The organism is Stutzerimonas kunmingensis (genome assembly GCF_002929225.1).
Classification (GTDB): Bacteria; Pseudomonadota; Gammaproteobacteria; order Pseudomonadales; family Pseudomonadaceae; genus Stutzerimonas.
Genome location: NZ_PISM01000004.1, coordinates 1,098,287 through 1,123,340 on the forward strand (window position 1 = coordinate 1,098,287; position 25,054 = coordinate 1,123,340).

The following is a 25,054-nucleotide window of genomic DNA, read 5'->3' on the forward strand; positions in this document are numbered from 1 at the left end:
TCACCCCCTCACCGTTACGCCGGCTGCTTCGAGCAAGCGTTTCGCATCATCACGCCATATGGCCAGGTCACCGCAGTCGTTCGGGCTGAAGCAGTCGCCCGGCTCGATGGTCACGACCAAATCCCGCCGCGACGCCAGCCACACATTCCGCATCTGGTCCTTCACGTCCTCGAACTGATCGCGGAACGGCTGCCTATCCCACCACGCCTCGAACTCCGCTATAGCCTTGTCTGTGTGCATGTCTATCTCCTGCTGCGTGTGGGGTTAGGCGGGGTGCGCTGCCGCGAAAAGAGGCTGAATTTCCACGGGGCCGATAAAGGCGACATAGCCGGGGATGAAGCGATTCAAGTATTCCGCCATCTCAATCAAAGATTGTGTGTAGCCTTCTGATTCGCTGTATTCGGCGTCAGTCAGGAAAACCGTGTTCCTATCGATCTTCTCAGGCTCTGCTCGGGATATCAGTTGAACGAGGGCTGGCGAGGCCGATCGCTCCGCCGAAACCAGATCAAAGAAGGAAGACCACAAAACCTTGGCGGGGAGGCGTCCGAGTTTTCTATGGTGTGTTGCATGGCAGCGATCACATAGAACAATCACGTCGTCCAAGGTTTCGCTAAATACGTGGTCGTACGTCCGGTGATGAACCTCTAGCTTCCCTCGCGAACCGCAGACCGAACACGAATGCCTGGCTTGGTTTAAAGCAATCCGCCTGACGACATCCCACCGGTCAGACTTCAAATAGCGCGAATAGGAATCCCATTTGATTGACATAGATCCGCCTCAGCCTGCTCCCACTCATTCAGCGGCGCCCGCACCTCATCCTTCCAAGCGTCCAGCGTGTCGCGCATCCGCTTGCGCTCGGCGTCGATCTTCTTCGGGATCTCCTTCAGCTCGGCGACCAGCTCCTTGCCTACGTTGTCGAGCGCCGTCTTGGATCGGGCGACCTTGTGGGCAATCGATGCGATGGCGTCGCGACCTTTCTTGGTCGAAACGTCCGGCACAAAGCTGTCGATTTCGGCGCGGATTTGCTGCAGGTACGGGTCAAGCCCGTTCGCCTGCTGGAACACTTGCAGGGCGGTTTCTTTCGGCGGCACGATGGCCAGTTGGGTTTCTGTAGACACATGGGCTCCCTGGCCGCGTCTCGCGCAGCCTGTCAGTAGGTTTGGTTATCCGAAGAAGTATTGAATCGCCGCCTCACCGATGAGGCCGAGAACCAGCGCCGCGGCCGGTACTGAGAAGATCCAGATGACTCTCCACGCCGCTGCGAATGAGTGGCCTGTGGGGGTGTCGTCGTAGGGGAGGGATTGGGGGCGGTTCATGGGGTCACCTTGCGGTAGCCGGCGTCATACAGGTCGGCGCAGTGCCTTTCGGCTTCCCTGTAGTCGCTGAATGACAGGAAACCCTTCATTTCAAGGATCGCCTCTCTGCGCTCCTCGGCAGCGATCTGCTCGGGCGTGCGGATAGGGCGGAAGCTGATTATCCAGCTCTCCGATACGTCTACGACTCGCTCATGGCATGACTCGCTTTCGTAGATCGCCTTGAACTTGCCCATGAACAGGATCGTGCAGCGCTCCCATTCTGGACGGTCTAGCGTGTTGTTCAGCACCTCGCACACCGTCCCGGCTGGCGGCAGGCCTTCGCCCGACCAAGCTGCTCCCTGAGCACAGTCAGGGCGATAAACAAATCCATGCTGGCCGAATGGGTCGGCGTGCGTTTCCTTCCATTCATCCTTCCCAACATGGCAAATGTGGTGCAGATACAAAAAAGCCCCGCTTGGTGCGGGGCTTGGAGTTACCTCGGAAGGTTCGCTACCAATGGCGCTAGGTATTGCTGCACTACCCACCAACCAGCGCTGAACACAACGATACCTACACCAAGGGTGTAGATTGCCATTTGGGCCTTGGTGAGCATGTTCTGCGAGATATTTTCGAGGCGCGTCTCTACCTTTCCGAGAGCAACCTTCATATCGGTCATGTCTCGCTCTAAGTCTCTTATTCGCCCGTCCATACCGTCGCCTCCAGGCGGTACCCCGCCAGAACCGTTGGAGCTGTTGCCGTTTCTCGTAGAGCCAAGCTCAGGAAAAGGAACCACATTGAAGTGATCGCTATCACTCATGAAAGTTTACTCGCCAGCTGAGCAATGCTTTCAGAGCGGTAGTGTCGCATGTAACCGCACCGGGAGCACGATGTGAAGAAGAAGAGCTGCTTTAACTCGTCGTTGCGAAACGAAGGTGCAGCCAGCAAAACAGGTTTTTCTGCGGCGTCTTCTAGAGAGCCGTCGCGGTGAACATCCCAGTGCAAGTTTCCGCAAGCCGGGCATGCATTGTTGTCTGTTGGCTGAAGGCTCCGCAACACGGCCAGGTATTGATCCATGGTGATATCGGCCGCATACAGCTTGCCGTCAGCTCTTGCCCTTAGTGGCTCGACCCCGTTCGTCATCCTGCCTCCCGCTCTAAACCCTAACCTTGCTCGGCGCCACGATGTGGCCGACGTAGTGCATTTGTTCGATCTGTTCCATCGGAATCGTGCGCCGGCTGTATGCGGGATTGAGCGACATCACGCTGACCTCTTCGTCGTTCGCGTACAGCAGCTCCTTGAGCATGCATTCGCCTTCAACTAGCCGGATCATCACGTACTCGCCAGGCACAAGCCTTCCGTTTGGCTCGCAGACCGCGATCCAGCCCGAACGGATAGCAGGAGCCATCGAATCGCCGCGCAGCCGCAGGGCGTAGGCGCCAGGGTCTTTGGATGGCACGTCAACGACGCCTTCCCCCTCATCCAGTGCATACCAATAGCCCTCGGCACCCATCTGTGCAGTGCCGACGATAGGGATAGCGCGGTACGGGCTGACGATTGGCGGGCCTTGCTCGACGTTGCTGGCGTCGTCCATATCCAGCCACGGCTTGTCCAGGCTGATGCCTTCGGGAACGGGGGCGCCCTCACCTGTAGCGAGCCAGCGAGCAGAGCAGCGGAGCGCCTTGGCGAGCGCCATAAGGTTCTCGCCGCTCAGTTTATTCACGCCTGTCTTCCAGAAAGTGATCGTCGTCCTGGAGACGTTGATCCGCTTGGCCAGCTCGCTTTGAGTCAGGCCGGTTTCCTTCAGACGCTGAGTCAATCGGTCTTTGAATTCCATGTTTAGGATTCTAAAGGCTTACGTTGTTTAGATTCCTTGCCTTTGCGTGTTAAGATGCCTAAACTGACCGCACAAATAGCGGAGAGCTGAAATGACATTCGACGAAGCATTGGCGTTCTTTGGCTCGGGTCGAGCCATTGGAGATGCGCTTGGTGTCAGCAGCGGCCGAGTTTCCCAGTGCCGTGCAGCAGGAGGTTTTTCCTACCCGATGCAGTGCGTTCTTGAGAAAGAGTCTCGCCGGAAGTTGATCGCCAAGCGTGAAGACGAGCCGGGTAGTTCTGCGGCAGTTGCATAAGAGACATCCCTGTCAGTGGTTTCCATGGTCCCCATCTTAGGACCAACGGATCGGACAGGTAAGCGAAGCGGAGAGGGTGAGGATTTATCCAGTACCTGATTCGAAGGCAACAAAAAGCCCGCCGGGCAAGGGCGGGCTCTCAACAGCGGTACAACTTCACTGGAGAAGATTATGCGCCAACAAGACTTCCACCGCAACACCATCGACCAGCAGCGTGCAAGCGCCGTTATCGCCGGCCCATGGCCTAGCTACTCCGCGCTTAAGCATCTTCCTGAGCGTGAGCGCTGGGTGCTCTACGGATCAGCCAAGGCCTACCGAGAAGCCCTTGAATGCCAGGGGATCAAGATGGCCGAAAGCTACGACGAGTTCATCAAGCGCGTCACTGACGAGCTGGAGATCTGAGCATGAATTTCTATCCATTCCATCCCGGCGATTACATGCTCCGCACTGCTCACCTTGATCTCATCGAAGACTTGGCCTACCGCCGCCTTCTGGACCTGTACTACATCAACGAGCAGCCTCTTCAAGGCGAGCCGGATGCAATCGCACGCGTTATCCGCATGCGCTCCAACGTGACCGAGGTTGCTGCTGTACTGGGCGAGTTCTTCACTCAGACCGAGGCAGGCTGGCAGCACAAGCGCGGCAACACCTGATCCAGTAGGCGCCAGTGCGATAGGTCGGGGGAATAATGTTGCGGGGCAAGGGCACGCTATCGGTAATGACAATATCGTCGCGGACGGGATTGTCATCGGTGACCACATAATTGGCGATCCTGAGTCGGTAACAATCGGCTATCAATCTAAATCGCTCCGCATGCAGAAGCCTGGCCTGTCTGGCCGGGGTTTTGTCGGGATCAACAATAGTAGAGAGCTAGAACATGAGGTCGACATCGACCTGGGCGACGGGCAGACCTGCGCCATCACGACTGATAGTTTCGGCAGTTCTCATTTTGCCCTTCGCGGCTTGAATAGCGGGGGCCTCAGTCACGCAATCCTGGACATTGAATGGACTAATCCGAACAGCGGATCGGCGGCAGGAGAAATAAAGCTGCGCGTAAACGGTCGCGCCGCCGTAGCCTTCGGCATCGAGAGCGATGGCAGCATTTACATGGAAGAACTGAAGGATGCTTTGACTGTCGCAGGGAAGAGGAAGGGCACTCTCTATGTGGATGCGGGGGTGCTTAAGGTCCAGCCATAACGGCTATGCCCCTCTATTGTGAGGGGCATACGGCTACGCAATCGCCGGGCTGCTAGCGCGTCTTCCGATCTTGATCTTGCGAATTGTTGAGTTGATCGGTTTCTCTAGGTAAAGATGACACGCTATCCCGGCTAAGTGGCATACGACTATAAACATGGAGAGGTATGCCCAAAGCGGAATGCTGTCTGCGAGAGAATAGTTATGCCAGTAGTGAAATATCACTGGGCCAATTATGTAATGAACTAAATAGAGGCTGTATGACGAGTCTCCTAGCAGGAGGAGCGTCTTGTTTTCGGATATGTATTTTTCCAAACTTAATGCCGACCAAACGATAAAAAACGCGCACCCGCCCCACATTATAGGCCTGTTGAAATGGCCGCCCCATTGAGTCAGTGATGTTACTTCAATAAAAATAAATGCGGTAAAGGCGCCTATACCAAGTAAAATAGCAAATTTCTTTTCTATAAGAACTTCGGCAGAGTAAAGCCGGTAGATGATCATTCCGAAAGCGAACTCAATAATCATCGGGGTCGCATACGCTTTTGCGAAGCTGGATGCTGAGACACCTATCGAGCTAATAAAGAAGAATAGGGCGAAAAGAGCGATAAGCCTGGCCTCTAGTTGAAACAAGGTTTCCGGCTTTGAAAGAAGTATTACAGCAATTGCTGAGTAGAACATGAATTCGACTTGCAGGGTCCAGCCTGTGCCGAGGACTGGGGCGTCTGCCCCATGGGTAAATGTCAGGGAGTCAAAAATCCACGCTAGATTTACGCGGTATGCGTTGTAGTGATATGCAAATTCGGCGCCCACGTCGGAGAACTTGCCATTGGCAACCATCCAGGACAAAACAACTACAGCAGCGGTAGCCAGGAAATACATTGGCCATATTCTGCTAACTCGCCTAGCCATGAATTCAGCAGCGCCTATCTTTGGCGCCTGCCCATGGTACTTTCCTCCGAATATAATAAACGGCATGATGAAGCCGCTTATCACGAAAAAGAGATCAACTCCAAATCCTCCCATATTCGTATACTTTGCTGAAATTCCGTACATCTGTGCGTTGGAGTGGGCAAAAATTACAATAAATGCGGCAAGAAACCTTAGATACTGGATGCTTTTTATCATGCTGGCGGTAGCCTAGGTTGCGTCATCGTGTTGTTGTCGTTCCATTCGCATAATACATGAGTATTAGTTAGCCATCAGCCCCGCCAGCCGGGGCTTTTTCTGCCTGGAGAAAACATGCACATATCACAGAAGGGGCTTGACCTGATCAAGTCCTTCGAGGGGCTGCGCCTGTCTGCCTATAAATGCCCGGCCGATGTCTGGACGATCGGCTATGGCGCCACAGCAGGCGTGAAGGCAGGCCAGACCATTACGAAGGAGCGGGCAGAAGAGCTGCTGCGCGAGGACGTGAAGCGGTTCGAGGGTTATGTGGAGCGACTGGTCAAGGTGCCGCTGACGCAGGGCCAGCACGACGCATTGACCTCATTCGTCTACAACTTGGGCGCGGGCAATCTCAGCAACTCGACACTGCTGCGTCTGCTTAATGCGGGCGACTACGCCGGGGCCGCAGCTCAGTTCGACCGCTGGAACAAGGCTGGGGGCAAGGTGCTTGCCGGTCTGGTTCGCCGCCGCGCTGCCGAGCGTGCATTGTTCGAGAGCAAACCATGATCGCCCTGCTCAAGCAGTACAAGCTGATCGCCGCAGGAGCCGCTGTGCTTGCGCTGATGGCGCTTTCTGCTGCCGGGGCGTGGCAGTGGCAGGGGAACGCCTACGGCAAGCGCTTGGCGGATCGGGCGACGGCTCACGAGACATTCCTGCGCCAGGCTGCCGAGGCCAATGCTGCGGTGATCCTCAAGCAGCAGGCCGAGCGTCAGGATCTCGAAGGCCGCCTGGCCGCAAACGACCAACAACGATACGGAGAGCTGCGCCATGCACAGCAAGAAATTGAGCGGCTGTCTGCTGCTGTCGCTGATGGCTCTCGCCGGCTGTCAGTCCGCGCCAGTTGTCCAGCCTCAGCAGGTGGCGTGTCCGCCTCCACCGGCGCTGGCCGCGTGGATGATGGAAGCCAGCGAGCCGACATTCACGAAGAGGATGCTAGACGTATTGTCGGTATCACCGGAGACGCCGACGCCTGCGCCGTGAAACTGACCGCGCTGCAGGAGTGGGCGAGGGAAGTAACGAAGGGGAATTGAGATTGCCCGGACGGGCTGAGATAGGGGAAATTCCTTCCCCAAAACGCGAACGTAAGTGTTTGATTCTGTTTGTGCGGGAGATCGCGCAAAAGAGCGGATTTCTGAGCGTGAAAACTGGCTTGAAGCCGCGCAGCACTAGGCGTTGAGCCTGATCCGTGCGGCGTCCCAGGCTTTGATTCCGTATAGGCACAACCGCTGATCTGATTCGGACATAAACGACTCTCCAAGACTCCTGCAAAACTGGACGGCGGATTATGCCACGCCTCGCCGGGCTATGGAGGCGAGCATGCCTTCTCGCCTCGAAGAGCGCTGCGCGGCAGGTGGCTCGCGAACTGTCTCTCTCATCCCTTTCCCGTCTCGCCTAGTGCCTGCTCGATCGCCTGCTCGTTCAGCGGGCGCACGACGCGCGCGAGCTCCTGGCCATTCTTCAGCAGGATCAGGGTCGGCCAGAGCTTGACCCGAAACGAGCGTCCCAGCGGGCGGCCCGGGCCGTCCTCGATCTTCAGATGACAAATGCCGCTGCGCTCAGCCAGGGCCTTTGCCAGTAGTGGCTGAGCTGCTCGGCAGTGGCCGCACCAGGCAGTGCCGAACTCCAGCAGCAGCGGCCCCTGCATGGCGTCGACCTCTGTACGGCTGGGCTCGTTTTGTACGTAGTGTTCAGTCATGTTCATGGCAGGTTCTCCGTGTGCCTTCCAACGTTCGAACTTGCCGCCGGGCCGTCGTTCGGCGAGGGCTCTCGACCTTTTACACCGATGGTGTTGTCCATTGATGACAATCGCAACGGTGAGGTGACGAGTAATGGCACGCAAGCATTTCGAGAATTTCGAAGCGATTTCTTCGGCGGTGCCTGCCGAGGATGCGTTCGAAGCGGTTATCGCCATCAAACGGCGCGACAGCGACGAGCATGTACACGTATTCAAGATCGCAGATGGCCGTCGCTACGACCTGGCCTCCGAAGCCGACGCGATTGCCGAGGCAGCTTTGACTAAAGTTATAGAGGTCAGCGACGAAGGCGAGCTGATCTGGGAAGAACACGCCATCTGAACAGGAGGCAGCATATGAGCGATCACGACGAGCGTACCGAGGAGGCGCTTGATAAGGCCAATTCCACATCCCGCGACGAGCAACAGGGCGCAGACATACCCGAGCACATGAAGCCGGAGAATCTGGAAAAACTGCGCGACTATGGCAAGGATGCGATCCCGCCGGGCGTTGCCTGAACCTCGTCAGGCCGGGCGGCCAAACCGCCCGGCGCGCAATCAGAGCGTTTCGATGAAGTGGCGAATGCGTTGCGCCGCCTCGATGCATTCGGCCAGCGGCGCAACCAGTGCCATACGCACGCGGCCGACGCCGGGTGACATGCCGTCCACTTCGCGCGACAGGTAGGAACCCGGCACCACGGTGACATGCTCGCGGGCGAACAGCTCGCGGGTGAACTGTTGATCGTCCATCGGCGTTTTCGGCCACAGATAAAAGCCACCATCGGGGCGTTGCACGTCCATGACCGGCGCGAGTATTTCCAGCACGGCATCGAACTTGGCGCGATACAGCTCTCGGTTGGCGCGCACGTGAATCTCGTCGTTCCAGGCAGCGATGCTCGCCAGCTGGGTCTGCACGGGCATGGCGCAGCCATGATAGGTGCGGTACAGCAGGAAGGACTTGAGGATCTCGGCATCACCGGCGACGAAGCCCGAACGCAGCCCCGGCAGGTTCGAGCGCTTCGACAGGCTATGGAACACCACGCAGCGCTTGTAATCGGTGAGGCCCAGTGCTGCACAGGCGGTAAGCAGCCCTGCAGGTGGATTAGCCTCGTCGAAGTACAGCTCGCTGTAGCACTCGTCGGCGGCAATGACGAAGTCGTACTGGTCGGCCAGCGCGATCAGCTTTTTCAGCGTCTCCAGCGGCACCAGCGCACCGGTCGGGTTGCCCGGTGAACAAAGGAAGAGAATCTGGCAGCGCTGCCAGACATCCGCCGGCACGGCATCGAAGTCCGGGTTGAAGCCGTTCTGCTCGAGGCATGGCAGGTAATGAGGCGTGGCGCCGGCGAGCAGGGCTGCGCCTTCGTAGATCTGATAGAACGGATTCGGGCTGACCACCAGACCGTCCGCTGAGCGATCCACCACGGCCTGGGTGAAGGCGAACAGTGCCTCGCGCGTACCGTTGACCGGCAACACGTGCTGCGCCGGGTCCAGTGCATCTGCGGCGAGGCCGAAGCGCCGCTCGCACCAGCGCACGATGGCTTCGCGCAGCGCCGGGATGCCGAGCGTGGTCGGATAGACCGCCAGCTGATCAAGGTTGTCCGCCAGTGCCTGGGCAACGAAGTCCGGCGAGCGATGCTTCGGCTCGCCAATCGACAGCGCTATGGCACGCTTGTCGGCAGGCGGCTGTGCGCCAGCGAGCAGGCCACGCAGCTTCTCGAAGGGGTATGGGTGCAGCAGATTCAGGGCGTTGTTCATGGATGCAGTTCTTTCAGGATGAGCGCGGCGAACGCCCCGCATTCGTGAGATCAGTCGTCGCGTGCGCCACCGTAGTAGGCGCAACCGCGCAATGTCTGGCCGTCCAGACGGAGCTCCGCACTGAGGTGGCTGACCGTGCCGCTGGCACTGTCGACACAGCGCTGCGGTGCAACCCACAGGTCAAGGCGCTGCTGGTTGGCCTCGCTGGTGAAACTGAGCTGGCCACCGGGAAGCTGCTCTTCCAGATAAGGCAGGGCGATCGGTGATTGCCCCGGCCGAACGAGTAGCATGCCGCGGGTGGTCACGGTCAGCATCCAGCCTGGTTCATGACCGCTGGCGCGCAGGATCAGCTGCTTGAAGTTCTCCTCGTCACAGCCGTGGCCTTCGCGCTGCAGGCGATAGATGCGGGTCAACGCGAGTTGGCCAGTACCGTCCGGTTCGGCCTGACTGAGGGTGCCGCGCAGGTCGGCGAACAGTGCATCCTGATCATCGACTCGCAGCACCTGCGCGTCGTCCTGCAACCCGGTGTCCTGGCTCAGCAGTTTCAACGTCCGTTGCCCCTGGCAGCTCTGCAACTGAAGCTGGCCGTCGACTTGTCGAACTTCACCTTGCAGGCGTTCGGTTGCTGCCTTGGCCGGAGGGCGCTCGGCGAAGAATGACTGGCAACCGGCCAGGGACAGGAGCAGTGCAATCAGCAGGGGGCGTGAAGAGGTCATCGTAAAACTCGAAGCAGGTGGGAGGCGGCGGTCGCAAAGGCCCGCCGCGATGACTCAGTTGCCTTTGACGGTCTTGCCGCCGACACGGCCTTCTTCGAGCATGATCTGGTATTCCTTGCCGTCCGTCTCGACCTGATGCAGGCGGACCAGCAGGTAGTCCCAGTCCTTGGCGAACCAGAGGATGGTTTCACGCTTGCTCTGCGTTGGGTCGCGCACGCGCTCGACCTTGATGGCATCGACCTGGCCAGCTTTGGTGCTGACCTTGTCTTCGCCCAGTACGCGGAAATCGTAGGTTTCGATCTCGTCGCCATCGACCACCTGATAGCTCATGCTCTGCTTGCCGGCCGCGACTTCGTGCTGCAGCGCCAGTTGGTAGGTGGATTTGTCCAGCAAGCCGCGATGCAGCGGCAGCTTGACCGGATCACCCCGGTCACTGCCTTCGACCTGCTTGTTGTCCCAGTCGAAGCGGTGCTCGACACGCTTGCCCTTGCCCAGGCCACTGCGCTTGAGGCGATAGGTCTGTGGCAGGAAGGTATCGCCTTCGGTGCGGAACGTGCTGCGCTCGTTGAGACTGGCGACCAGCATGGAGGCCTCGAAATCGAGCCTCCAGTTGCCATCGTCCAGCTGCTCGAGGCTGCGCTGAGCTGTGCCACTGACCGGAACCTGCTTCCAGTCGGCGGTGTAGCTAGCGGAGAAGGGCTTGAGCTCCAGGGCTTGGACCGGCAGGGTCAGCACGGCGAGAGCGAGCAGCAAAGCGCGACGCATGGTATCTCCTAGATTCTGATCTGATAGCCGGAGGCCGGCAGGTTGACGTCGTCCAGCATCGCGCCTTGTTCGGCGAGGCGCAAGCGCCCTTCGGCGAACCAGCGCATGGCCAGCGGGTAGATCTGGTGCTCGGCCGAATGCACGCGCCGCGTCAGCTGCTCGATGTTTTCACCAGGCTCCACCGCCAGCGCCGCCTGGATAGCGACCGGGCCGCCGTCCAGCTCCTCGGTGACAAAATGCACGCTGCAACCGTGTTCGCTGTCGCCCGCTTCCAGTGCTCTGCGATGGGTATCGAGGCCCTTGTGCTTGGGCAGTAGCGAAGGATGGATGTTCAGCAGGCGGCCCTGGTAGTGGCGGACGAAGCCTGGCGTGAGAATGCGCATGAACCCGGCGAGGATCACCAGATCCGGCGCATGTTCGTCGATTACTTCCATCAGTGCGGCGTCGAACGACTCACGGCCATCGAAGGCCTTGTGATCGAGCACTGCTGTGGGGATGTCGGCGTCTTGCGCCCGCGTCAGGCCGAATGCATCGGCCCGGTTGGAAATCACGGCGCGGATACGCGCCGGATTGTCTTCGGCCTGGCTGTCGATCAGCGCCTGCAGATTGCTGCCGGACCCTGAAATCAGCACCACCACATTGCAGCTTGCGGTCATCAGTGCTGTTTCAGGTTGTTCAGCTGGACTCGTTCGGCATCTTGCGCCGCGGTGGCGATCGTACCGATTACCCAGGGCGATTCGCCGGATGCGCGCAGATTGGCCAGAGCCGGCTCGACCTGATCCTGGGCGACGCAGATGACCATGCCGACGCCACAGTTGAGCACGCGGTGCATCTCGTGTTCGTCGACGTTGCCTTTTTCCTGCAGGAAGTCGAACACTGCCGGGCGCTGCCAGCTGGCGACGTCGATGATCGCCTGGGCGTTGTCAGGCAGTACCCGTGGGATGTTGTCGAGCAGGCCGCCGCCGGTGATGTGGGCCATGGCCTTGACCGCACCGGTGTCCTTGATCAGCTTGAGCAGCGGCTTGACGTAGATGCGCGTCGGCGCCATCAGCAGGTCGGCCAGCGGCTTGCCGTCCAGCTGGGTGTTCTCGATGTCGGTGCCCGATACTTCGAGGATCTTGCGAATCAGTGAGTAGCCGTTGGAGTGCGGGCCCGAGGAGGGCAGGGCGATCAGCGCGTCGCCCGCCGCGACTTTCGAGCCGTCGATGATCTCGCTCTTTTCCACTACGCCGACGCAGAAGCCGGCCAGGTCGTAGTCTTCACCCTCGTACATGCCGGGCATCTCGGCGGTTTCGCCGCCTACCAGCGAACAGCCGGCCAGTTCGCAGCCGGCACCGATGCCGGTCACCACGGTGGCGGCCACGTCGACGTTGAGCTTGCCGGTGGCGTAGTAGTCGAGAAAGAACAGCGGCTCGGCGCCACAGACCACCAGATCGTTGACGCACATGGCGACCAGATCCTGGCCGATGCTGTCGTGCTTGTTCAGATTCAGTGCCAGGCGCAGCTTGGTGCCGACGCCGTCGGTACCGGATACCAGCACCGGCTGCTTGTAGCCTGCCGGGATTTCGCACAGGGCGCCGAAGCCGCCCAGGCCGCCCATTACCTCAGGTCGTGCGGTGCGCTTGGCCACGCCTTTGATGCGTTCGACCAGCGCTTCGCCTGCATCGATATCGACGCCAGCGTCCTTGTAGCTGAGGGAGGGTTGCTTGCTCATAGAGTCCGGACCTGTGAAAGGAGTGCGGGTGTCGACCGGTCAGGTGCTGCATCCACGCCAGGGCTAACCGTTTCCGGCGACTGGTGTTGTCACCAGAGTGGCCGGTTGACGCCGGGGCTGAATCCACCTGCGTCGCGTTTGCCTGGGTACTGAATGCCGGGCTCGTACAAGCGCCGGAACCGGTCTGCGGAAAACGCGCGATTTTATCAGGCTTGCCGCGCAGCGGCCATCCCGGCAGCTGCGATGGCGCGGGCGGGGCGCATTTTGAGTCTGGCATCTGTGAGGTAGGCGGTTGCCGGCTCTGGGCCGGCTGTTTAAGGTGTAGCGTCCTGTTTCCTCTACTTCCTGCCCCGGGGTCCGGCGGCCTGCGAGAATCAATCATGCGCCTTGTCTACCGCTTACTCATTCTGTGCCTTGCGCTGGGGGCGTCATTGCCCGGTCAGGCCGAACAGCTCAAGGGCCTGTATCAGGTGCGTGAGCCTGTTTCCGGCGAGCAGAGCGAGGAGCGCGCAGCTGCGTTGCAGCGGGCTTTCGATACCTTGCTCTTGCGCCTGACCGGCGATGCGCAGGCAAGCAAGCGCGAGGCCGTCGCTGAGCTGCGCAAGGACCCGCAGCAACTGATCAGCAAGTATGGTTACGAGCACGACCATATCGTCGTCGACTTCGATCCAGGCACCACGGAGCGCAGCCTGCGTAGTGCGGGCTTGTCGCTGTGGGGGGCGAACCGGCCGACGCTTCTGGTCTGGTGGCTGAACGAGCGGGTCGAGGGCACCCAGCTGCTTGGCGACGATCAGCGCAGCGCTGCGCCAGTGCGTGCTGCCGCGCAGCACCGTGGCCTGCCGTTGCGCCTGCCGCTGGCGGATCTGTCCGAACAGCTGCTGGCAACACCGGACGCATTCGGCGCGAACAGCCGGGTGACGCTGGGCGAGGCGTCCGAGCGCTACGATGCCGACGTACTGCTGGCGGTCCATGCGCGAGAAGCCGATTCCCGCTGGCAGGCTCAGTGGAACGTCTGGCTCGACGACGAGCAGCGCGACGGCAAGGCTGAGGCGGAAACCCTCGAGGGACTGGCGGATGCGGTAATGCTGTCCGTCAGTGAGTACCTGGCGCCACGCTATGTGGTTGCGCCAGGCGCCGCGTCGGACATCACCCTGGAGATCTTAGGGGCCGATGTCGCGAGATTCGCGGAGCTGGATCGCTTGCTCGAACCCTTTGGTGGCAACCTGCTGCGGGTGGAAAGTGATCGCCTGGTATATCGCGTCAACGCCAGTCCGGAGCAGTTGCGCGCTCAGCTGGCACTGGCGCGTTTGCATGAAGTCGCCGAAGACGAGGCACCACTGGATGCACGGCAGCCGATGGATGAGGGCGGTGTGGTTGGCGAGCCCGACAATGCGCCTGCGTCGCCCGAGAGCGGCACGGTGATGCGTTACCGCTGGTGATGACGCAATTCCTATATCGGCGACTGTCCTGCACGGAAGGCATAGAGTGACCATGAACGATTCGAACCGCTGGCTCTGGCTGGCAGGCGTGCTCTTGTGCGCCTGGCTGGTATATCTGCTGACGCCGATCCTCACCCCTTTTCTCATCGGCATCCTGTTGGCCTATCTCGGAGATCCGCTGGTTGATCGCCTGGAGCGCTGGGGGCTGTCGCGTACTTGGGGGGTGATCGTCGTATTCGCCCTGTTCAGTCTACTGATGTTGCTGATATTGCTGGTGTTGCTGCCTATGCTCGGCAAGCAGCTGGTGAAGCTCTACCAGCTGGCGCCGCTGGCGCTGGACTGGTTGCAGCATCAGGCGTTGCCCTGGGTGCAAGCGCAGTTCGGGCTGGAAGACAACTTCTGGCGTCTCGATCAGCTGAAGGCCGCATTCGCTGCACACCTGGGCAGCACCACTGACGTCCTCGGCATGGTGTTGAGCCGAGCCACCGCGTCGGGGCTGGCCCTGCTGGCATGGATCGGCAACCTGCTGCTCATACCGGTGGTGAGCTTCTATCTGATGCGCGACTGGGATCTGATCATGCTCAAGCTGCGCAGCCTGCTGCCGCGCCGCGGTGAGGGCATGGTGGTGCGTCTGATGAGCGAGTGCCATGAGGTGATCGGCGCATTCCTCCGCGGCCAGTTGCTGGTCATGCTGGCATTGGCAATCATCTATGCGTCCGGCCTCATGCTGGTCGGGCTCGAACTGGGGCTGTTGATAGGCGTCCTCGCCGGCCTCGCCAGCATCGTGCCCTATATGGGCTTCGTCGTCGGCATCGGTGCGGCGGTGGTCGCTGTGCTCTTTCAGTTCGGGCTGGCACCTTATCCCCTGCTGGGCGTGGCGGCGGTATTCACGGTAGGGCAGATGCTCGAGGGGATGCTGCTGACGCCGTTACTGGTCGGCGACCGCATCGGGCTGCATCCGGTGGCGGTGATTTTTGCGGTGCTCGCCGGTGGTCAGCTGTTCGGTTTTACCGGTGTGCTGCTGGCACTGCCGGTGGCGGCGGTGATCATGGTTCTGCTGCGCCACGTGCACGATCTCTATAAACTCTCGGACCTTTACGCCGAGCCCGCCGGTGCACCGGCCGAACCACCCAGCCAGCCATGAAACCCATCCAGCTCCCCCTGGGCGTCCGTCTGCGCGACGACGCCACCTTCGCCAACTTCTACCCTGGCGCCAATGCAGCCGCACTCGGCTATGTCGAGCGGCTGTGTTCACCTGCTGCGGGCTGGTCCGATGAGTTGATCTATCTCTGGGGGCAGGCCGGTGTCGGCCGTAGCCATCTGCTGCAAGCTGCCTGCCTGCGGGTGGAGGAGCGCGGAGAGTTGGCTGTCTATCTGCCGTTGGCGGAAGTGGCCGAATATGGTCCGGCCTTGCTCGACAACCTCGAGCAGAGCGAGCTGGTCTGCCTGGACGATCTCGATGCGGTGGCCGGGGACGCGGTATGGGAGGAGGCGTTGTTCCATCTGTTCAACCGCCTGCGTGACGCCGGCCGACGGTTATTGCTGGCTGCGGACGCCTCGCCGCGCGAGTTGTCGATCGCGCTGCCCGACCTCAAATCTCGTTTGAGTCTGGCGCTGGTTTTCCAGCTGCAACAGCTGTCCGACGAGGACAAGCTACGCGCCCTGCAGCTGCGAGCCTCGCGTCGTGGGCTGAATCTGCCGGATGACGTTGGTCGCTTCATCCTGACCCGAGGCTCACGCAGCATGAACGCGCTGTTCGAGTTGCTCGATCAGCTGGATCAGGCCTCGCTGCAGGCGCAACGCAAACTGACCATCCCTTTCCTCAAGGAAACGCTCGGCTGGTAGCTTGTGGCCTGCTTGGTAAGTTCAGCGCCTTGTCTCGCAGCCACGTTCATCCGAACTTGCCTCAACCAACTCACCGCACAGGCCACTAGGCGACGTCGGCGAAAACATTGAAGCAGTTTTCGCCGTGATCAGCTGCCCTCACGCCTCGCCCGCGGCCTTGCGTTCGTACTGATAGCTCCACCGGGTGTAGAGCAGCGCCGCGATGAACAATGTCAGGCTCAGTCCGGCCTCCATCAGGCCGTAGATCATCCGCGCCGGGTCGATCGCCGCGAGCACGCCCTGAATGAAGTACAGGTTGACGATAAAGCAGAGCCAGGCGTGCGCCCTCGGGCTGCCAGCGATCATCCCTGGTGCAACCAGCAATAGTGGAATGAGCTGGATGCTGACGACAACCCAGGTTCTGGCTCCGTGCAGGTCGGCAAAGGCCAGGTTCCAGACGACCAGTAGCGCTGCGAGGCCGATGAAGCTGGCAAGGCTTATCGCTCGGCTGGATTTGACCCGCGGGGTCAGCCACTCCAGTGATGGCAGCGGTTTACGCTTCTTAGCCAAGGGACATCTCCAGCCGCTGTGCCGTGTGTGCCAGGCGCTGCCCGAGGGCGCGACAGAGGGCGATTTCATGTTCGTCGAGCAAACGCTTGCCGTCCGCACCGGCATGGTGACTAGGGCCGTAAGGCGTGCCACCACCGCGGGTTTCCAGCAGCCCGTTCTCGCTGTAAGGCAGGCCGAGCACCAGCATTCCGTGGTGCAGCAGCGGCAGCAGCATCGACAGCAGCGTGCTTTCCTGTCCGCCGTGCAAGCTGGAGGTCGAGGTGAACACGCCGGCTGGCTTGCCGACCAACTCGCCGGTCAGCCACAGGCCGCTGGTGCCGTCGAGAAAGTATTTCAGCGGCGCCGCCATATTGCCGAAGCGAGTGGGGCTACCTAGCGCAAGGCCGGCGCAATTCTTCAGGTCTTCGAGGGTCGCATACAGTGCACCGGCGTCGGGAATGGTGGGCGCGACCGCTTCGCACTCGGTGGACACGGCAGGTACGGTGCGCAGACGCGCTTCCAGCCCGGCCATTTCCACGCCGCGAGCAATTTGTCTGGCCATTTCGGCTGTAGCGCCGTGGCGGCTGTAGTACAGCACCAGAATGTAGGGCGTGCTCACGGCAAGATCTCCAGCACTTTTTCCGGCGGGCGGCCGATGATCGCCTTGTTGCCCGCGACCAGGATCGGGCGTTCGATCAGGCGAGGGTGCTCGATCATGGCGTCGATCAGTTCTGCTTCGCTGAGTTCAGGATTGGCCAGGTCGAGGCTTTTGTACTCTTCTTCGCCTGTACGCAGCAGTTGCCGGGCGGTGAGCCCCAGCTTGTCCAGCAGAGCACAGAGTTGGGCTGCGGTGGGGGGCGTTTCCAGGTAGCGCACGATTTCGGGCGTCAGACCGCGGGCTTCAAGCAGCTCCAGGGCGCCGCGCGATTTGGAGCAGCGAGGGTTGTGATACAGCGTGAGTTCGGTCATTTGTGGTTGCGTCTCGCCGGATGAGGTGGCCATTCTAACCCCCAACGTGGCGCTCACCGAAATGTGCAGCGCTGGTGATCCGGGCAGGCTTTCGGTCTGATCCGGGTCTTTTGACGATGAGCACTGTCGAGCCAACGGCTCCAGGCAGCTGTAACAAGGAGAAGGGATGCATCAGCGCATCGACAATGCCCTCGAGTTCGGTCGCTTCCTGGTTCGGCGCTTTTTGTCCGATCAAGGTCCGCATAGCGCGGCGGCCTTGACCTACACGACCCTGTTCGCCGTGGTGCCGATGATGACCGTCACGTTCGCCATGCTGTCGGCGATTCCCGCTTTCAAGGGTGTTGGCGAGCAGATCCAGTTCTACATATTCAACAATTTCATCCCGTCCACCGGCGCGACCATCCAGGAATATCTGCTCGCGTTCACCAGCCAGGCGCGGCAACTCACCTGGTTCGGGGTCGGGTTTCTCATGGCTACCGCGTTGATGATGCTGCTGACCATCGAGAAGGCCTTCAATACCATTTGGCGCGTACGACAGCCACGACGGGGGGTGTCCAGTTTTCTGCTGTATTGGGCGATTCTCAGCCTCGGGCCGCTGCTGCTCGGCGCAGGGTTTGCCACCAGTACTTACATCGCCTCGCTTTCGCTGATCTCGGGGCCGTACGCGCTCATTGGCGTCGGCACGCTGATCAAGGTCATGCCATTGCTGCTCAGCGTGGCGGCCTTCACCCTGATCTACGCCGCGGTGCCCAATACCCGTGTCCCGTTACGGCATGCGTTGGTGGGCGGTGTATTCACCGCAGTGTTGTTCGAGGCGGCCAAGCAACTGTTCGGCCTGTACGTCAGCTATTTCCCGAGCTATCAGCTGATCTACGGCGCTTTCGCGGCTGTCCCGCTGTTTCTGTTATGGGTCTATCTGTCCTGGATGATCGTGCTGTTCGGCGCCGAGCTGGTCTGCGGCCTGTCGTCGTCGCAGCAATGGCGCCGTCGGCCGCTGCCACGCCTGCTGGTCATGCTGATGCTGCTGCGCAACCTGCACCAGCGTCAGCAGGAGGGACGGGAGCTGCGCCTGCGTGATCTGCACAGGGCCGGCCTGCGCCTTCCCGAGGATGAGTGGGACGACATACTCGGCTTCTTCGAACAGGAACAGCTGGTCTGTCGGACGGGTTCCGGGGGCTGGGTGCTTTGTCGAGATCTGAATCACTACAGTCTGGATAAACTATTGCGCTGCAACCCGTGGCCACTGTCAGCGCGCGTAACGTTGCCCGAGCAGCTGAACGAACCCTGGTATCCGACTTTGCGCCAGTCACTGGAGCTACTGCAGCAGGAACAGGCCAGCCTGTTCAGTGGCAGCCTGGCCGACTGGTTGCAATCGGGCGGTGACAAAAATCGTCAGTAAGGGAGTGTTTACGTGGAGGCGCTGCGCTCGGTGGCAGGTTGTTCGAGCGATTAGATGCGTACTTACAGGCCGTGACGGCGTTTTCGAGGTGATGGCACGCTTCTGGCTATGGCTCGGAGTAGTTGAGGGGAAGACGTAATGGACGGCAAGCGCAGCACCATTCTGTATTTGCATCAGAGAGCGCCAGACGCGGCGCTCGAGGCATTGAACCGCCTTACCGGTCTTCGCTTTAGGCAATGGCCGGAATCGCTGGTCGTCAGGGATGATGCTCCAACCGGCGCGCCGCACGCCGCTCTGGCAAGCAAGCAGTTGGAGCCGAAAAAGGTCAGCGGCTGAGTCAGGCCTGGACGGCTTTCATTTCGGCGGCTACGGGCTCGACCGGGTGAGCGAACAGCTCTTCGACGGTGATTGCAGCTACCGTGGCGGCAGGACGCAGGTGAATCTGCAACTCCTCGATCTTGTGTCGGACCGGTAGCCGCGCGACGCCGGACAGCAGAATCTTGCCTGCGCCATCGGTGCGTCCGTGATCAATGATCGCTTCTCGCTGCTGCTGTCCATCGCGATATTTGGCGACGAGAGACACCATGAGCCCTGCGTGTCCCTGCAGCTGCAACCAGCTGGCGATATTGAATTCAGCTACGCGCCCGTCATAGGTAGTGAGGGCGATGGCGGCTTGCTCGACGATGCGTGAGGGTACGGTGCCGATCAGTTTGTCGTGGAGTTGGGACATGGCTTCGCTACTGGCATACGGTGGTGGGTGCGGAATTATAGGCAGTGCAGGTCCGACAAAACTGTGCACTTGAGCGCCGCCGCGCGTGATCGGACTCGCATAACGGCGAAAAGCGCGACGGTTACTTGGCGCCGCCACGGTCTGCGTCAGGATCGGGTCGTCCCAGGCGTGCCTTGACTGCAACGCAGCGGTATCCTCGGCCGTATACGTTAAGGAATGAGCACCATGACCAAACCGATCGCCTCGTTGCTGCTCCTGCTGAGCTGCCTGTTCCTGTCTGCCTGCGAAAAGGATTGGGGGATCGACCAGCACGGGCGTGAAGTGACTGCGGCACAGCTGCAGGGGCAGTGGCTGCTGATCAATTACTGGGCCGAATGGTGCGGTCCCTGCCGCACCGAGATTCCGGAGCTGAACGCCTTGGCCGAAACCGAGCAGGGACTGGCAGTGTTGGGTGTGAATTTCGACGAGTTGCGCGGCGAAGAGCTCGCTCAGGCCGCCAAGGCGCTGGGTATCGACTTCCGTGTGCTCAGTGATGATCCCGCCGAGCGTCTGCAATTGCCGCGTAGCGAGGTGCTGCCGGTGACCTATCTGGTTGACGACCAGGGGAAGGTGCGCGAGCGCCTGGTTGGCGAACAGACTGCCGAGGGCATCCTTGTGCATCTGGCGCGGCTGAAGGGCGAGTAGCCCGCCTGGTGACTCAGGGTTTGACGTACCAGAAATCCTGCCAGAAGCCGATCACCTTGACCGGATAGCGATTCTGCCCGAGGCTGCCGTTGTAGCGCGCGAGCGCCCGGTTGATGTCGCCATTTTCCTTGTTCAGGTAATAGCTGAGGATGGTGCAGCCATAGCGAAGATTGGTGGCGTTGTCGGTGAGGTTGTCTTGTGGTCGACCCAGTTCCGCTTTCCAGAATGGCATCACCTGCATCATGCCCTGCGCGCCAACGCTGGAGATTGCAAATCGGTCGAATAGGCTTTCGGCATGGATCAGCGCCAGCACCAGTTCCGGCTTCAGGCCCGCCTTGCTCGCCTCGCGATGCACCAGTCGGAGCAGCGACAGCCGCTCTTCGGCATCGGGGATGTAGCGCTTGAGTCGGCCGGACATGTCGACCAGCCAGACCTCTGCATCGAAGCGATCCTGAAAGCTGTCCGCCTCAGCGACTGTCCTCTGCATGAGGTCGCGGAGTTCGGGTTCGGGCGCTTGACGGATATTGGCTGCTGCCGGCAGGGCGCTCACCAGCAGCAATGCGAGAAGAAGAGCAGGCGTCTTCATCGGTTTCAGTTTCCGTTGCTGCCTTCGATCAGACTTTGCAGAAAGTGCTGTTGCAGCTCGGGGTCGTTGCGCGTCAGCTCTATCAGGCTCTGCTCCAGTTCGCTGGCTTCTTCTTCCAGACCAAGTTCGGACAGGCGCCGGACGCGATGCACCCATTGCGCGACGTCGTCGCCTTCCAGGTCATCGAAGATCAGGTCGTGAGCTTCTTGCAGCTTGCCGCGCAGCTTGTGGCTGACCAGCAGCGTGGCCTCGGCCCGGGTGCCATCCTGTTCATCCTCAACCGACAGCTGCAACTTGCCGATCTGCGTGACGTCCTGATCAGCGAACGGCCCGTCGAGAAGATTCAGGCGCAAGACGCCGTGACGATCGGTCGACAGCTCGTGAGTGTGCGGACCGGCGCTGACGAGCACCGGACGCTCCGCCCAAGGCAGGCTGGTGTACTCGAGCCGCGCATCCCGGCGTTGCTCGTCGAGGCTGGCCAGGTTCTGCTGCGAGCGGCCATTGGACTCGGCGTTCATGAACGGGTTGATGCCGGCGAAGCCGTAGCTGATCCAGTCGCGAGTCGCGCTCTCTGGCATGTTGCCGAGCATCACCACGTTGAGCACGTTTGCGCCTACGCCGGCGACCACTGCGACGACGCCCAGCGGAATCTCGTACAGCTCTCGCCAGGGCTGGTAAGGCGTATAGCGATCGTAACGGCGGGTTACTTCGAAATCGGTGACTTCGAATGTCATCTGCTCTTGCACGCGGATACGCCGCTGCGGCAGTTCGAGCACCTGGGGTTCACCGAGTTCGATGCGCAGGCTGTGGTCGAGCAGTTTGCGCTCGACACGCGCCTCGTGCTCGCTGCGCTGCGGCAAGTGATTGGCGCAGCCGCCAAGGAGCAACGCCGCGCAAAGCGCGGCGCTGGTTGAAACGACAAAACGTCGGTTGAGCATGATTTCCGATCAGCGATGAGCACGCAAGTTGATGAAGGACAGGATGTCAGCAGTCGCGACTGGCTGAGGCTGCGCGTCGCGGCGGTGCTTGTATTCCAGGGTGCCGTCGGCCAGCCCGCGATCACTGATGACAATGCGGTGCGGGATGCCGATCAGCTCCATGTCGGCGAATTTGACGCCGGGGCTAGTCTTTTTGTCACGATCGTCGAGCAGCACTTCGTAACCTGCTGCGGTGAGTTCGGCGTAGAGTCGGTCGGTAGCCTCACGAACCGCTTCATTTTCGTACTTCATCGGTACCAGGGCGATCTGGAAAGGCGCGAGCGCGTCTGGCCAGAGAATGCCGCGGTCGTCGTAGTTCTGCTCGATCGCCGCGGCAACCACGCGGGATACGCCGATGCCGTAGCAGCCCATGATCAGAGTGGCCGGTTTGCCGTTCTCGCCCATCACCCGGCAGTTCATCGCCTCGCTGTACTTGGTGCCCAGCTGGAAGATATGGCCGACCTCGATACCGCGTTTGATTACCAGATTCCCCTGTCCGTCCGGGCTCGGATCACCGGCAACCACATTACGCAGGTCGGCGATCTGCGGTAGCGGCAGGTCACGCTCCCAGTTCAGGCCGAAGTAGTGCTTGTCGTCGACGTTGGCGCCGGCACCGAAATCGCTCATCAGCGCGACAGAACGGTCGATCACACAGGGAATCGTCAGGTTCAGTGGGCCCAGCGAGCCGGGGCCCGCGCCAATGGCAGTACGGATTTCCGCTTCCGAGGCGAATACCAGCGGGCTGGCAACCTGCTCCAGGTTGGCGGCCTTGATCTCGTTGAGTTCGTGGTCGCCGCGTACGATGAGGGCGATCAGTTGGCCTTCTTCGACGCCATGAACGACCAGCGTTTTTACCGTTTTCTCGATGGCGAGGCCGAACTGCTCGACGAGTTCGATGATCGTCTTGGCATTCGGTGTGTCTACCAGGCGCATTTCTTCGCTTGGTGCCGCACGATCGGTTTCGCGCGGAATGGCTTCGGCCTTCTCGATGTTGGCGGCGTAGTCGGAGGTGTCGCTGAACGCGATGTCGTCTTCGCCAGACTCAGCCAGTACGTGGAACTCGTGCGAGCCGGTTCCGCCGATGGAGCCGGTGTCGGCTTGCACCGGGCGGAAGTCGAGCCCGAGGCGAGTGAAGACATTGCAGTACGCCTCGTGCATGCGGTCGTAGGTTTCCTGTAGCGATTCCTGGGACAGGTGGAAGGAGTAGGCGTCCTTCATCAGGAACTCGCGGCCGCGCATGAGGCCGAAGCGCGGACGGATTTCGTCGCGGAATTTGGTCTGGATCTGATAGAAGTTGATCGGCAGCTGCTTGTAGCTGTGAAGCTCGTTGCGTGCCAGGTCGGTGATGACCTCTTCGTGGGTCGGGCCGACACAGAATTCGCGATTGTGGCGATCCTTCAGACGCAGCAGCTCCGGGCCGTACTGCTCCCAGCGGCCGGACTCCTGCCAGAGCTCGGCTGGCTGAATGGCCGGCATCAGCACTTCCAGGGCGCCTGCCTTGTTCATTTCCTCGCGAACGATGGCCTCGGCCTTTCGCAGCGCACGCAGCCCCATCGGCATCCAGGTGTAGAGACCGGACGCCAGCTTACGAATCATCCCGGCACGCAGCATCAGTTGGTGACTGATGACCACTGCATCGGATGGGGTTTCTTTGAGGGTCGAGAGCAGGAACTGACTGGTGCGCATGTGGCCGTTGTGTCCTTGCAGAAGAGGCTGGAATTTGGCTCGGCATTGTACGGCGCGCGCATTGCGGCGTACAGGCGCGGGGCGCCGCGCTGGATGTGCGGCGAAACGAAAGAGCCCGGCTTTTGCCGGGCTCCGTTTGCATCGAATGGTCCGAGCGCCTGGGTTACAGGATGCTCAGCGGGTATTCGATGAATGCACGGATCTCGTTGAGGTCCGGGCTGTAGTAGTCACGCATGTCGCTGTTGGAGCGGTAGATCGAGTTGCGCAGCTTCAGCGACAGATCTTTTGCCGGGCCGCTCTGTACGACGTACTGGACCTGGTTGAAGAACTCGCGTTCCTTACCTTCGCCAGTGCCGGTGTCTACGTTGTCGCCGTAGACATAGGCGGTTTTCCAGAACAGGCCGGGAACGCCGTAACCGCCGAAGTCCAGCTCATAGCTCGCCTGCCAGGAACGCTCGTCCTTGGAGTTGAAGTCGGAGTAGTAGGAGTTAGCTACCCAAATGGAGCTGCCGCCGTCGCCGATATCGTACTCGTAGTTGCCGTCACCGGTTACGCGCTGATGGGCAAGAATGAAAGCATGCGAACCTACGGAGTACTTGGCTGAAAGGCTCCAAATAGTGGTGTCTTGGGTCTCGTCGAAGGCTTGTTTGTCGTACTTGTTATCGTAGATGTTGAAGTCAAAGGCCAGAGACTGGGCGTCAGCGAAAGGCATGACGTAATTAATGTTAGCGTACTTCTTCTTGGCAACGTCTTCGTTATCTGCGTAGTACAGAGAGGCGCTCAGATTGTCATTGAATGCATAGGTGCCGCCTACGACATCGATACTCTTCAGAGTTTGGCCGAGGTAGTTAACCGAGTCGCGACTAGAGGTTTGCATCGCACTGTCTGCAGTGAAGCGACCAGCATTCAGTTCCAGACCTTCGATTTCATTGCTGGTGATCAAGGTGCCGGTGAAAGATTCGGGCAGCAGGCGAGAATCATCGTATGCCAGGACTGGCATGGACGGGAACTGGTTGCCGTACTTGATCACTGTATTGGAGAACTGGGCTTTGATGGCTGCGCCGGCCTGAGAAAGGTCGCGCTCCGGATCGCCGTTGGAGTCGCGCTCGAACATTGCGCCATAGGTATAGCCGCGGCCACCATCCAGGCGAACGCCCAGCAGGCCATAGGCATCAACGCCTACACCGATGGTTCCTTGGGTGAATCCTGATTCAAAAGTGGTAATGAAGCCTTGGCCCAGGCTGCGTGCATCGCCTCTGCCGTCTTTGTAATCACGGTTGAAATAAGTGGTTCGCAGCAACAGATCTAGGCTCGCATCTTCCACGAACCCCTTGGACTCCGACTGCTGGCTGGCCAACGCCATCTGGGAGGTGCCCGCCGATACGGCCAGGGCGATTACGCTCCACTTCATCACTTTCATTGTGATTGCTCCTTTGGTTTAAAAACGGTGCTTACCTTGCCGCGCATGGGCGGAAAGGGTGCAACTTCTTAGTCCCGCATCAGGCTTTAGCCAATTTTGGCTGCTCTCGCGAAAAGCCATCCAGAGAATGTACTGTTTAGCTCTAGTGCAGCGCTAGAGCAAGCTGTGTGACGCTGATTGCGGTGTTTTGAAGCCGCCCCTAGTGGCCTGAGCGGTTAGTTCAATAATCTATTTTTCATCGCGCCAAGTTTAGCTTTGTGGACTGAGCTGATGATCGATTCAGCCGTTTTGTTCCATTTGAATGGCTTGGCGGAGAGCTCGTTG

Annotated in this window: 36 protein-coding genes and 1 pseudogene; 14 read left to right on the plus strand and 23 right to left on the minus strand. The window is 60.2% G+C overall.

Going from position 1 to position 25,054, the window contains the following annotated elements; genetic code table 11:
- The 8 genes and pseudogenes from CW305_RS06335 to CW305_RS06365 form a co-directional block, all read right to left on the minus strand.
- A complete protein-coding gene (locus CW305_RS06335) occupies positions 1-240 on the minus strand; it encodes a hypothetical protein (protein ID WP_104097379.1) in 240 nt (79 codons plus the stop codon).
- Between the two features lie 24 nt (positions 241-264).
- Positions 265-603 carry a hypothetical protein gene (locus CW305_RS06340; protein ID WP_146067138.1) on the minus strand — a complete coding sequence of 113 codons (339 nt, stop codon included), beginning with the start codon at positions 601-603 and terminating at the stop codon, positions 265-267.
- A 173-nt stretch (positions 604-776) separates the two neighbouring features.
- Positions 777-1,118 (minus strand): annotated as a pseudogene (locus CW305_RS06345) (hypothetical protein); the annotation flags it as partial.
- Between the two features lie 45 nt (positions 1,119-1,163).
- Positions 1,164-1,316, minus strand: coding sequence for a hypothetical protein (locus CW305_RS23365; RefSeq protein WP_181063849.1), 153 nt, complete (start codon positions 1,314-1,316; stop codon positions 1,164-1,166).
- Positions 1,313-1,759 (minus strand): hypothetical protein, encoded by a 447-nt coding sequence (locus CW305_RS23180; protein WP_146067139.1) that lies wholly within the window; start codon positions 1,757-1,759, stop codon positions 1,313-1,315. Before CW305_RS23180 ends, CW305_RS23365 begins: the two co-directional genes overlap by 4 nt.
- A gap of 29 nt (positions 1,760-1,788) precedes the next feature.
- Positions 1,789-2,112, minus strand: a complete 324-nt coding sequence (locus CW305_RS06355; RefSeq protein ID WP_181063850.1) for a hypothetical protein — start codon at positions 2,110-2,112, stop codon at positions 1,789-1,791.
- Positions 2,109-2,435, minus strand: coding sequence for a hypothetical protein (locus CW305_RS06360; RefSeq protein WP_104097383.1), 327 nt, complete (start codon positions 2,433-2,435; stop codon positions 2,109-2,111). Before CW305_RS06360 ends, CW305_RS06355 begins: the two co-directional genes overlap by 4 nt.
- Positions 2,436-2,448: 13 nt before the next feature.
- Positions 2,449-3,129 (minus strand): S24 family peptidase, encoded by a 681-nt coding sequence (locus tag CW305_RS06365; RefSeq protein WP_104097384.1) that lies wholly within the window; start codon positions 3,127-3,129, stop codon positions 2,449-2,451.
- 91 nt (positions 3,130-3,220) lie between these two features.
- Between CW305_RS06365 and CW305_RS06370 the strand changes: the two genes are divergently transcribed.
- From CW305_RS06370 to CW305_RS06385, 4 genes are all read left to right on the plus strand, one after another.
- Entirely contained in the window at positions 3,221-3,424 is a 204-nt protein-coding gene (locus CW305_RS06370) for a hypothetical protein (RefSeq protein WP_104097385.1), read from the plus strand.
- A gap of 171 nt (positions 3,425-3,595) precedes the next feature.
- Complete coding sequence (locus CW305_RS06375) at positions 3,596-3,826, plus strand: hypothetical protein (protein ID WP_104097386.1); 231 nt, start codon at positions 3,596-3,598, stop codon at positions 3,824-3,826.
- 2 nt (positions 3,827-3,828) lie between these two features.
- A complete protein-coding gene (locus tag CW305_RS06380; protein ID WP_104097387.1) occupies positions 3,829-4,077 on the plus strand; it encodes a YdaU family protein in 249 nt (82 codons plus the stop codon).
- Positions 4,078-4,237: 160 nt separating this feature from the next.
- Positions 4,238-4,621, plus strand: a complete 384-nt coding sequence (locus tag CW305_RS06385; RefSeq protein WP_104097388.1) for a hypothetical protein — start codon at positions 4,238-4,240, stop codon at positions 4,619-4,621.
- 33 nt (positions 4,622-4,654) lie between these two features.
- On the opposite strand, the gene CW305_RS06390 is transcribed toward CW305_RS06385, so the two are convergent.
- Positions 4,655-5,746 carry an acyltransferase family protein gene (locus CW305_RS06390; RefSeq protein ID WP_104097389.1) on the minus strand — a complete coding sequence of 364 codons (1,092 nt, stop codon included), beginning with the start codon at positions 5,744-5,746 and terminating at the stop codon, positions 4,655-4,657.
- A gap of 114 nt (positions 5,747-5,860) precedes the next feature.
- Between CW305_RS06390 and CW305_RS06395 the strand changes: the two genes are divergently transcribed.
- Complete coding sequence (locus CW305_RS06395) at positions 5,861-6,292, plus strand: lysozyme (protein ID WP_104097390.1); 432 nt, start codon at positions 5,861-5,863, stop codon at positions 6,290-6,292.
- Positions 6,289-6,816 (plus strand): lysis system i-spanin subunit Rz, encoded by a 528-nt coding sequence (locus tag CW305_RS06400; RefSeq protein ID WP_104097391.1) that lies wholly within the window; start codon positions 6,289-6,291, stop codon positions 6,814-6,816. Before CW305_RS06395 ends, CW305_RS06400 begins: the two co-directional genes overlap by 4 nt.
- A gap of 341 nt (positions 6,817-7,157) precedes the next feature.
- Here the strand turns inward: CW305_RS06400 and CW305_RS06405 are convergent, their stop codons facing one another.
- A complete protein-coding gene (locus CW305_RS06405; RefSeq protein ID WP_101274755.1) occupies positions 7,158-7,487 on the minus strand; it encodes a thioredoxin family protein in 330 nt (109 codons plus the stop codon).
- Between the two features lie 127 nt (positions 7,488-7,614).
- On the opposite strand from CW305_RS06405, the gene CW305_RS06410 reads away from it, so the two are divergent.
- Together CW305_RS06410 and CW305_RS23370 are read left to right on the plus strand one after the other, a co-directional pair.
- Positions 7,615-7,860: a hypothetical protein gene (locus tag CW305_RS06410; RefSeq protein WP_014821066.1), complete on the plus strand. Its 246-nt coding sequence runs from the start codon at positions 7,615-7,617 to the stop codon at positions 7,858-7,860.
- 14 nt (positions 7,861-7,874) lie between these two features.
- Positions 7,875-8,036 (plus strand): hypothetical protein, encoded by a 162-nt coding sequence (locus tag CW305_RS23370; protein WP_181063851.1) that lies wholly within the window; start codon positions 7,875-7,877, stop codon positions 8,034-8,036.
- A gap of 39 nt (positions 8,037-8,075) precedes the next feature.
- Here the strand turns inward: CW305_RS23370 and dapC are convergent, their stop codons facing one another.
- The 5 genes from dapC to purM are packed head-to-tail and all read right to left on the minus strand — an operon-like array spanning position 8,076 to position 12,467.
- A complete protein-coding gene (gene dapC / locus CW305_RS06415; RefSeq protein ID WP_104097392.1) occupies positions 8,076-9,272 on the minus strand; it encodes a succinyldiaminopimelate transaminase in 1,197 nt (398 codons plus the stop codon).
- 50 nt (positions 9,273-9,322) lie between these two features.
- Entirely contained in the window at positions 9,323-9,988 is a 666-nt protein-coding gene (locus CW305_RS06420; protein ID WP_090521390.1) for a COG3650 family protein, read from the minus strand.
- A gap of 54 nt (positions 9,989-10,042) precedes the next feature.
- The gene (locus tag CW305_RS06425) at positions 10,043-10,753 is read right to left on the minus strand and encodes a DUF3108 domain-containing protein (protein ID WP_014821062.1); all 711 of its coding nucleotides are present in this window, start codon (positions 10,751-10,753) and stop codon (positions 10,043-10,045) included.
- An 8-nt stretch (positions 10,754-10,761) separates the two neighbouring features.
- A complete protein-coding gene (gene purN / locus CW305_RS06430; RefSeq protein WP_023446277.1) occupies positions 10,762-11,409 on the minus strand; it encodes a phosphoribosylglycinamide formyltransferase in 648 nt (215 codons plus the stop codon).
- Positions 11,409-12,467: a phosphoribosylformylglycinamidine cyclo-ligase gene (purM, locus tag CW305_RS06435; RefSeq protein WP_014821060.1), complete on the minus strand. Its 1,059-nt coding sequence runs from the start codon at positions 12,465-12,467 to the stop codon at positions 11,409-11,411. The genes purN and purM overlap by 1 nt, the downstream gene beginning before the upstream one ends.
- Positions 12,468-12,847: 380 nt before the next feature.
- Between purM and CW305_RS06440 the strand changes: the two genes are divergently transcribed.
- From CW305_RS06440 to hda, 3 genes are read left to right on the plus strand one after another with little or no spacing between them, the layout of a single operon-like run.
- A complete protein-coding gene (locus CW305_RS06440; protein WP_104097393.1) occupies positions 12,848-13,906 on the plus strand; it encodes a DUF2066 domain-containing protein in 1,059 nt (352 codons plus the stop codon).
- A gap of 52 nt (positions 13,907-13,958) precedes the next feature.
- Positions 13,959-15,050, plus strand: a complete 1,092-nt coding sequence (locus tag CW305_RS06445; RefSeq protein ID WP_104097394.1) for an AI-2E family transporter — start codon at positions 13,959-13,961, stop codon at positions 15,048-15,050.
- The gene (gene hda / locus CW305_RS06450; protein ID WP_023446273.1) at positions 15,047-15,751 is read left to right on the plus strand and encodes a DnaA regulatory inactivator Hda; all 705 of its coding nucleotides are present in this window, start codon (positions 15,047-15,049) and stop codon (positions 15,749-15,751) included. The genes CW305_RS06445 and hda overlap by 4 nt, the downstream gene beginning before the upstream one ends.
- A gap of 138 nt (positions 15,752-15,889) precedes the next feature.
- Here the strand turns inward: hda and CW305_RS06455 are convergent, their stop codons facing one another.
- From CW305_RS06455 to arsC, 3 genes are read right to left on the minus strand one after another with little or no spacing between them, the layout of a single operon-like run.
- Positions 15,890-16,300, minus strand: coding sequence for a DUF2069 domain-containing protein (locus CW305_RS06455; RefSeq protein ID WP_104097395.1), 411 nt, complete (start codon positions 16,298-16,300; stop codon positions 15,890-15,892).
- The gene (gene wrbA, locus CW305_RS06460; protein ID WP_023446272.1) at positions 16,293-16,898 is read right to left on the minus strand and encodes an NAD(P)H:quinone oxidoreductase; all 606 of its coding nucleotides are present in this window, start codon (positions 16,896-16,898) and stop codon (positions 16,293-16,295) included. The genes CW305_RS06455 and wrbA overlap by 8 nt, the downstream gene beginning before the upstream one ends.
- Positions 16,895-17,248, minus strand: coding sequence for an arsenate reductase (glutaredoxin) (arsC, locus tag CW305_RS06465; protein ID WP_014821054.1), 354 nt, complete (start codon positions 17,246-17,248; stop codon positions 16,895-16,897). Before arsC ends, wrbA begins: the two co-directional genes overlap by 4 nt.
- Before the next feature lie 166 nt (positions 17,249-17,414).
- On the opposite strand from arsC, the gene CW305_RS06470 reads away from it, so the two are divergent.
- Both CW305_RS06470 and CW305_RS06475 read left to right on the plus strand, forming a co-directional pair.
- Positions 17,415-18,647 (plus strand): virulence factor BrkB family protein, encoded by a 1,233-nt coding sequence (locus CW305_RS06470; protein ID WP_014821053.1) that lies wholly within the window; start codon positions 17,415-17,417, stop codon positions 18,645-18,647.
- A gap of 138 nt (positions 18,648-18,785) precedes the next feature.
- On the plus strand, positions 18,786-18,983 hold the full coding sequence (locus CW305_RS06475; protein WP_104097396.1) for a hypothetical protein: 198 nt from the start codon (positions 18,786-18,788) through the stop codon (positions 18,981-18,983).
- Between the two features lies 1 nt (position 18,984).
- On the opposite strand, the gene CW305_RS06480 is transcribed toward CW305_RS06475, so the two are convergent.
- Positions 18,985-19,377, minus strand: coding sequence for a hypothetical protein (locus CW305_RS06480; protein WP_104097397.1), 393 nt, complete (start codon positions 19,375-19,377; stop codon positions 18,985-18,987).
- Between the two features lie 225 nt (positions 19,378-19,602).
- Here CW305_RS06480 and CW305_RS06485 point away from each other — a divergent pair, with 225 nt between their 5' ends.
- Positions 19,603-20,061, plus strand: a complete 459-nt coding sequence (locus tag CW305_RS06485) for a TlpA family protein disulfide reductase (RefSeq protein WP_023446271.1) — start codon at positions 19,603-19,605, stop codon at positions 20,059-20,061.
- A gap of 13 nt (positions 20,062-20,074) precedes the next feature.
- On the opposite strand, the gene CW305_RS06490 is transcribed toward CW305_RS06485, so the two are convergent.
- From CW305_RS06490 to CW305_RS06505, 4 genes are all read right to left on the minus strand, one after another.
- Positions 20,075-20,647: a lytic transglycosylase domain-containing protein gene (locus tag CW305_RS06490; RefSeq protein ID WP_044314469.1), complete on the minus strand. Its 573-nt coding sequence runs from the start codon at positions 20,645-20,647 to the stop codon at positions 20,075-20,077.
- Between the two features lie 5 nt (positions 20,648-20,652).
- Positions 20,653-21,585, minus strand: a complete 933-nt coding sequence (locus CW305_RS06495) for a hypothetical protein (RefSeq protein WP_003299042.1) — start codon at positions 21,583-21,585, stop codon at positions 20,653-20,655.
- A gap of 9 nt (positions 21,586-21,594) precedes the next feature.
- Positions 21,595-23,310 (minus strand): proline--tRNA ligase, encoded by a 1,716-nt coding sequence (locus CW305_RS06500; RefSeq protein WP_104097398.1) that lies wholly within the window; start codon positions 23,308-23,310, stop codon positions 21,595-21,597.
- 163 nt (positions 23,311-23,473) lie between these two features.
- Entirely contained in the window at positions 23,474-24,730 is a 1,257-nt protein-coding gene (locus tag CW305_RS06505; RefSeq protein WP_104097399.1) for an OprD family porin, read from the minus strand.
- Positions 24,731-25,054: the final 324 nt, after the last annotated feature.

Coding starts and splice junctions, on each gene's coding strand:
- CW305_RS06335 (WP_104097379.1), bottom strand. CDS start 240: ATGCACACAGACAAGGCTATAGCGGAGTTCGAGGCGTGGTGGGATAGG.
- CW305_RS23365 (WP_181063849.1), bottom strand. CDS start 1,316: ATGAACCGCCCCCAATCCCTCCCCTACGACGACACCCCCACAGGCCAC.
- CW305_RS06355 (WP_181063850.1), bottom strand. CDS start 2,112: ATGAGTGATAGCGATCACTTCAATGTGGTTCCTTTTCCTGAGCTTGGC.
- CW305_RS06360 (WP_104097383.1), bottom strand. CDS start 2,435: ATGACGAACGGGGTCGAGCCACTAAGGGCAAGAGCTGACGGCAAGCTG.
- CW305_RS06365 (WP_104097384.1), bottom strand. CDS start 3,129: ATGGAATTCAAAGACCGATTGACTCAGCGTCTGAAGGAAACCGGCCTG.
- CW305_RS06370 (WP_104097385.1), top strand. CDS start 3,221: ATGACATTCGACGAAGCATTGGCGTTCTTTGGCTCGGGTCGAGCCATT.
- CW305_RS06375 (WP_104097386.1), top strand. CDS start 3,596: ATGCGCCAACAAGACTTCCACCGCAACACCATCGACCAGCAGCGTGCA.
- CW305_RS06380 (WP_104097387.1), top strand. CDS start 3,829: ATGAATTTCTATCCATTCCATCCCGGCGATTACATGCTCCGCACTGCT.
- CW305_RS06385 (WP_104097388.1), top strand. CDS start 4,238: ATGCAGAAGCCTGGCCTGTCTGGCCGGGGTTTTGTCGGGATCAACAAT.
- CW305_RS06390 (WP_104097389.1), bottom strand. CDS start 5,746: ATGATAAAAAGCATCCAGTATCTAAGGTTTCTTGCCGCATTTATTGTA.
- CW305_RS06395 (WP_104097390.1), top strand. CDS start 5,861: ATGCACATATCACAGAAGGGGCTTGACCTGATCAAGTCCTTCGAGGGG.
- CW305_RS06400 (WP_104097391.1), top strand. CDS start 6,289: ATGATCGCCCTGCTCAAGCAGTACAAGCTGATCGCCGCAGGAGCCGCT.
- CW305_RS06405 (WP_101274755.1), bottom strand. CDS start 7,487: ATGAACATGACTGAACACTACGTACAAAACGAGCCCAGCCGTACAGAG.
- CW305_RS06410 (WP_014821066.1), top strand. CDS start 7,615: ATGGCACGCAAGCATTTCGAGAATTTCGAAGCGATTTCTTCGGCGGTG.
- CW305_RS23370 (WP_181063851.1), top strand. CDS start 7,875: ATGAGCGATCACGACGAGCGTACCGAGGAGGCGCTTGATAAGGCCAAT.
- dapC (WP_104097392.1), bottom strand. CDS start 9,272: ATGAACAACGCCCTGAATCTGCTGCACCCATACCCCTTCGAGAAGCTG.
- CW305_RS06420 (WP_090521390.1), bottom strand. CDS start 9,988: ATGACCTCTTCACGCCCCCTGCTGATTGCACTGCTCCTGTCCCTGGCC.
- CW305_RS06425 (WP_014821062.1), bottom strand. CDS start 10,753: ATGCGTCGCGCTTTGCTGCTCGCTCTCGCCGTGCTGACCCTGCCGGTC.
- purN (WP_023446277.1), bottom strand. CDS start 11,409: ATGACCGCAAGCTGCAATGTGGTGGTGCTGATTTCAGGGTCCGGCAGC.
- purM (WP_014821060.1), bottom strand. CDS start 12,467: ATGAGCAAGCAACCCTCCCTCAGCTACAAGGACGCTGGCGTCGATATC.
- CW305_RS06440 (WP_104097393.1), top strand. CDS start 12,848: ATGCGCCTTGTCTACCGCTTACTCATTCTGTGCCTTGCGCTGGGGGCG.
- CW305_RS06445 (WP_104097394.1), top strand. CDS start 13,959: ATGAACGATTCGAACCGCTGGCTCTGGCTGGCAGGCGTGCTCTTGTGC.
- hda (WP_023446273.1), top strand. CDS start 15,047: ATGAAACCCATCCAGCTCCCCCTGGGCGTCCGTCTGCGCGACGACGCC.
- arsC (WP_014821054.1), bottom strand. CDS start 17,248: ATGACCGAACTCACGCTGTATCACAACCCTCGCTGCTCCAAATCGCGC.
- CW305_RS06470 (WP_014821053.1), top strand. CDS start 17,415: ATGCATCAGCGCATCGACAATGCCCTCGAGTTCGGTCGCTTCCTGGTT.
- CW305_RS06475 (WP_104097396.1), top strand. CDS start 18,786: ATGGACGGCAAGCGCAGCACCATTCTGTATTTGCATCAGAGAGCGCCA.
- CW305_RS06480 (WP_104097397.1), bottom strand. CDS start 19,377: ATGTCCCAACTCCACGACAAACTGATCGGCACCGTACCCTCACGCATC.
- CW305_RS06485 (WP_023446271.1), top strand. CDS start 19,603: ATGACCAAACCGATCGCCTCGTTGCTGCTCCTGCTGAGCTGCCTGTTC.
- CW305_RS06490 (WP_044314469.1), bottom strand. CDS start 20,647: ATGAAGACGCCTGCTCTTCTTCTCGCATTGCTGCTGGTGAGCGCCCTG.
- CW305_RS06495 (WP_003299042.1), bottom strand. CDS start 21,585: ATGCTCAACCGACGTTTTGTCGTTTCAACCAGCGCCGCGCTTTGCGCG.
- CW305_RS06500 (WP_104097398.1), bottom strand. CDS start 23,310: ATGCGCACCAGTCAGTTCCTGCTCTCGACCCTCAAAGAAACCCCATCC.
- CW305_RS06505 (WP_104097399.1), bottom strand. CDS start 24,730: ATGAAAGTGATGAAGTGGAGCGTAATCGCCCTGGCCGTATCGGCGGGC.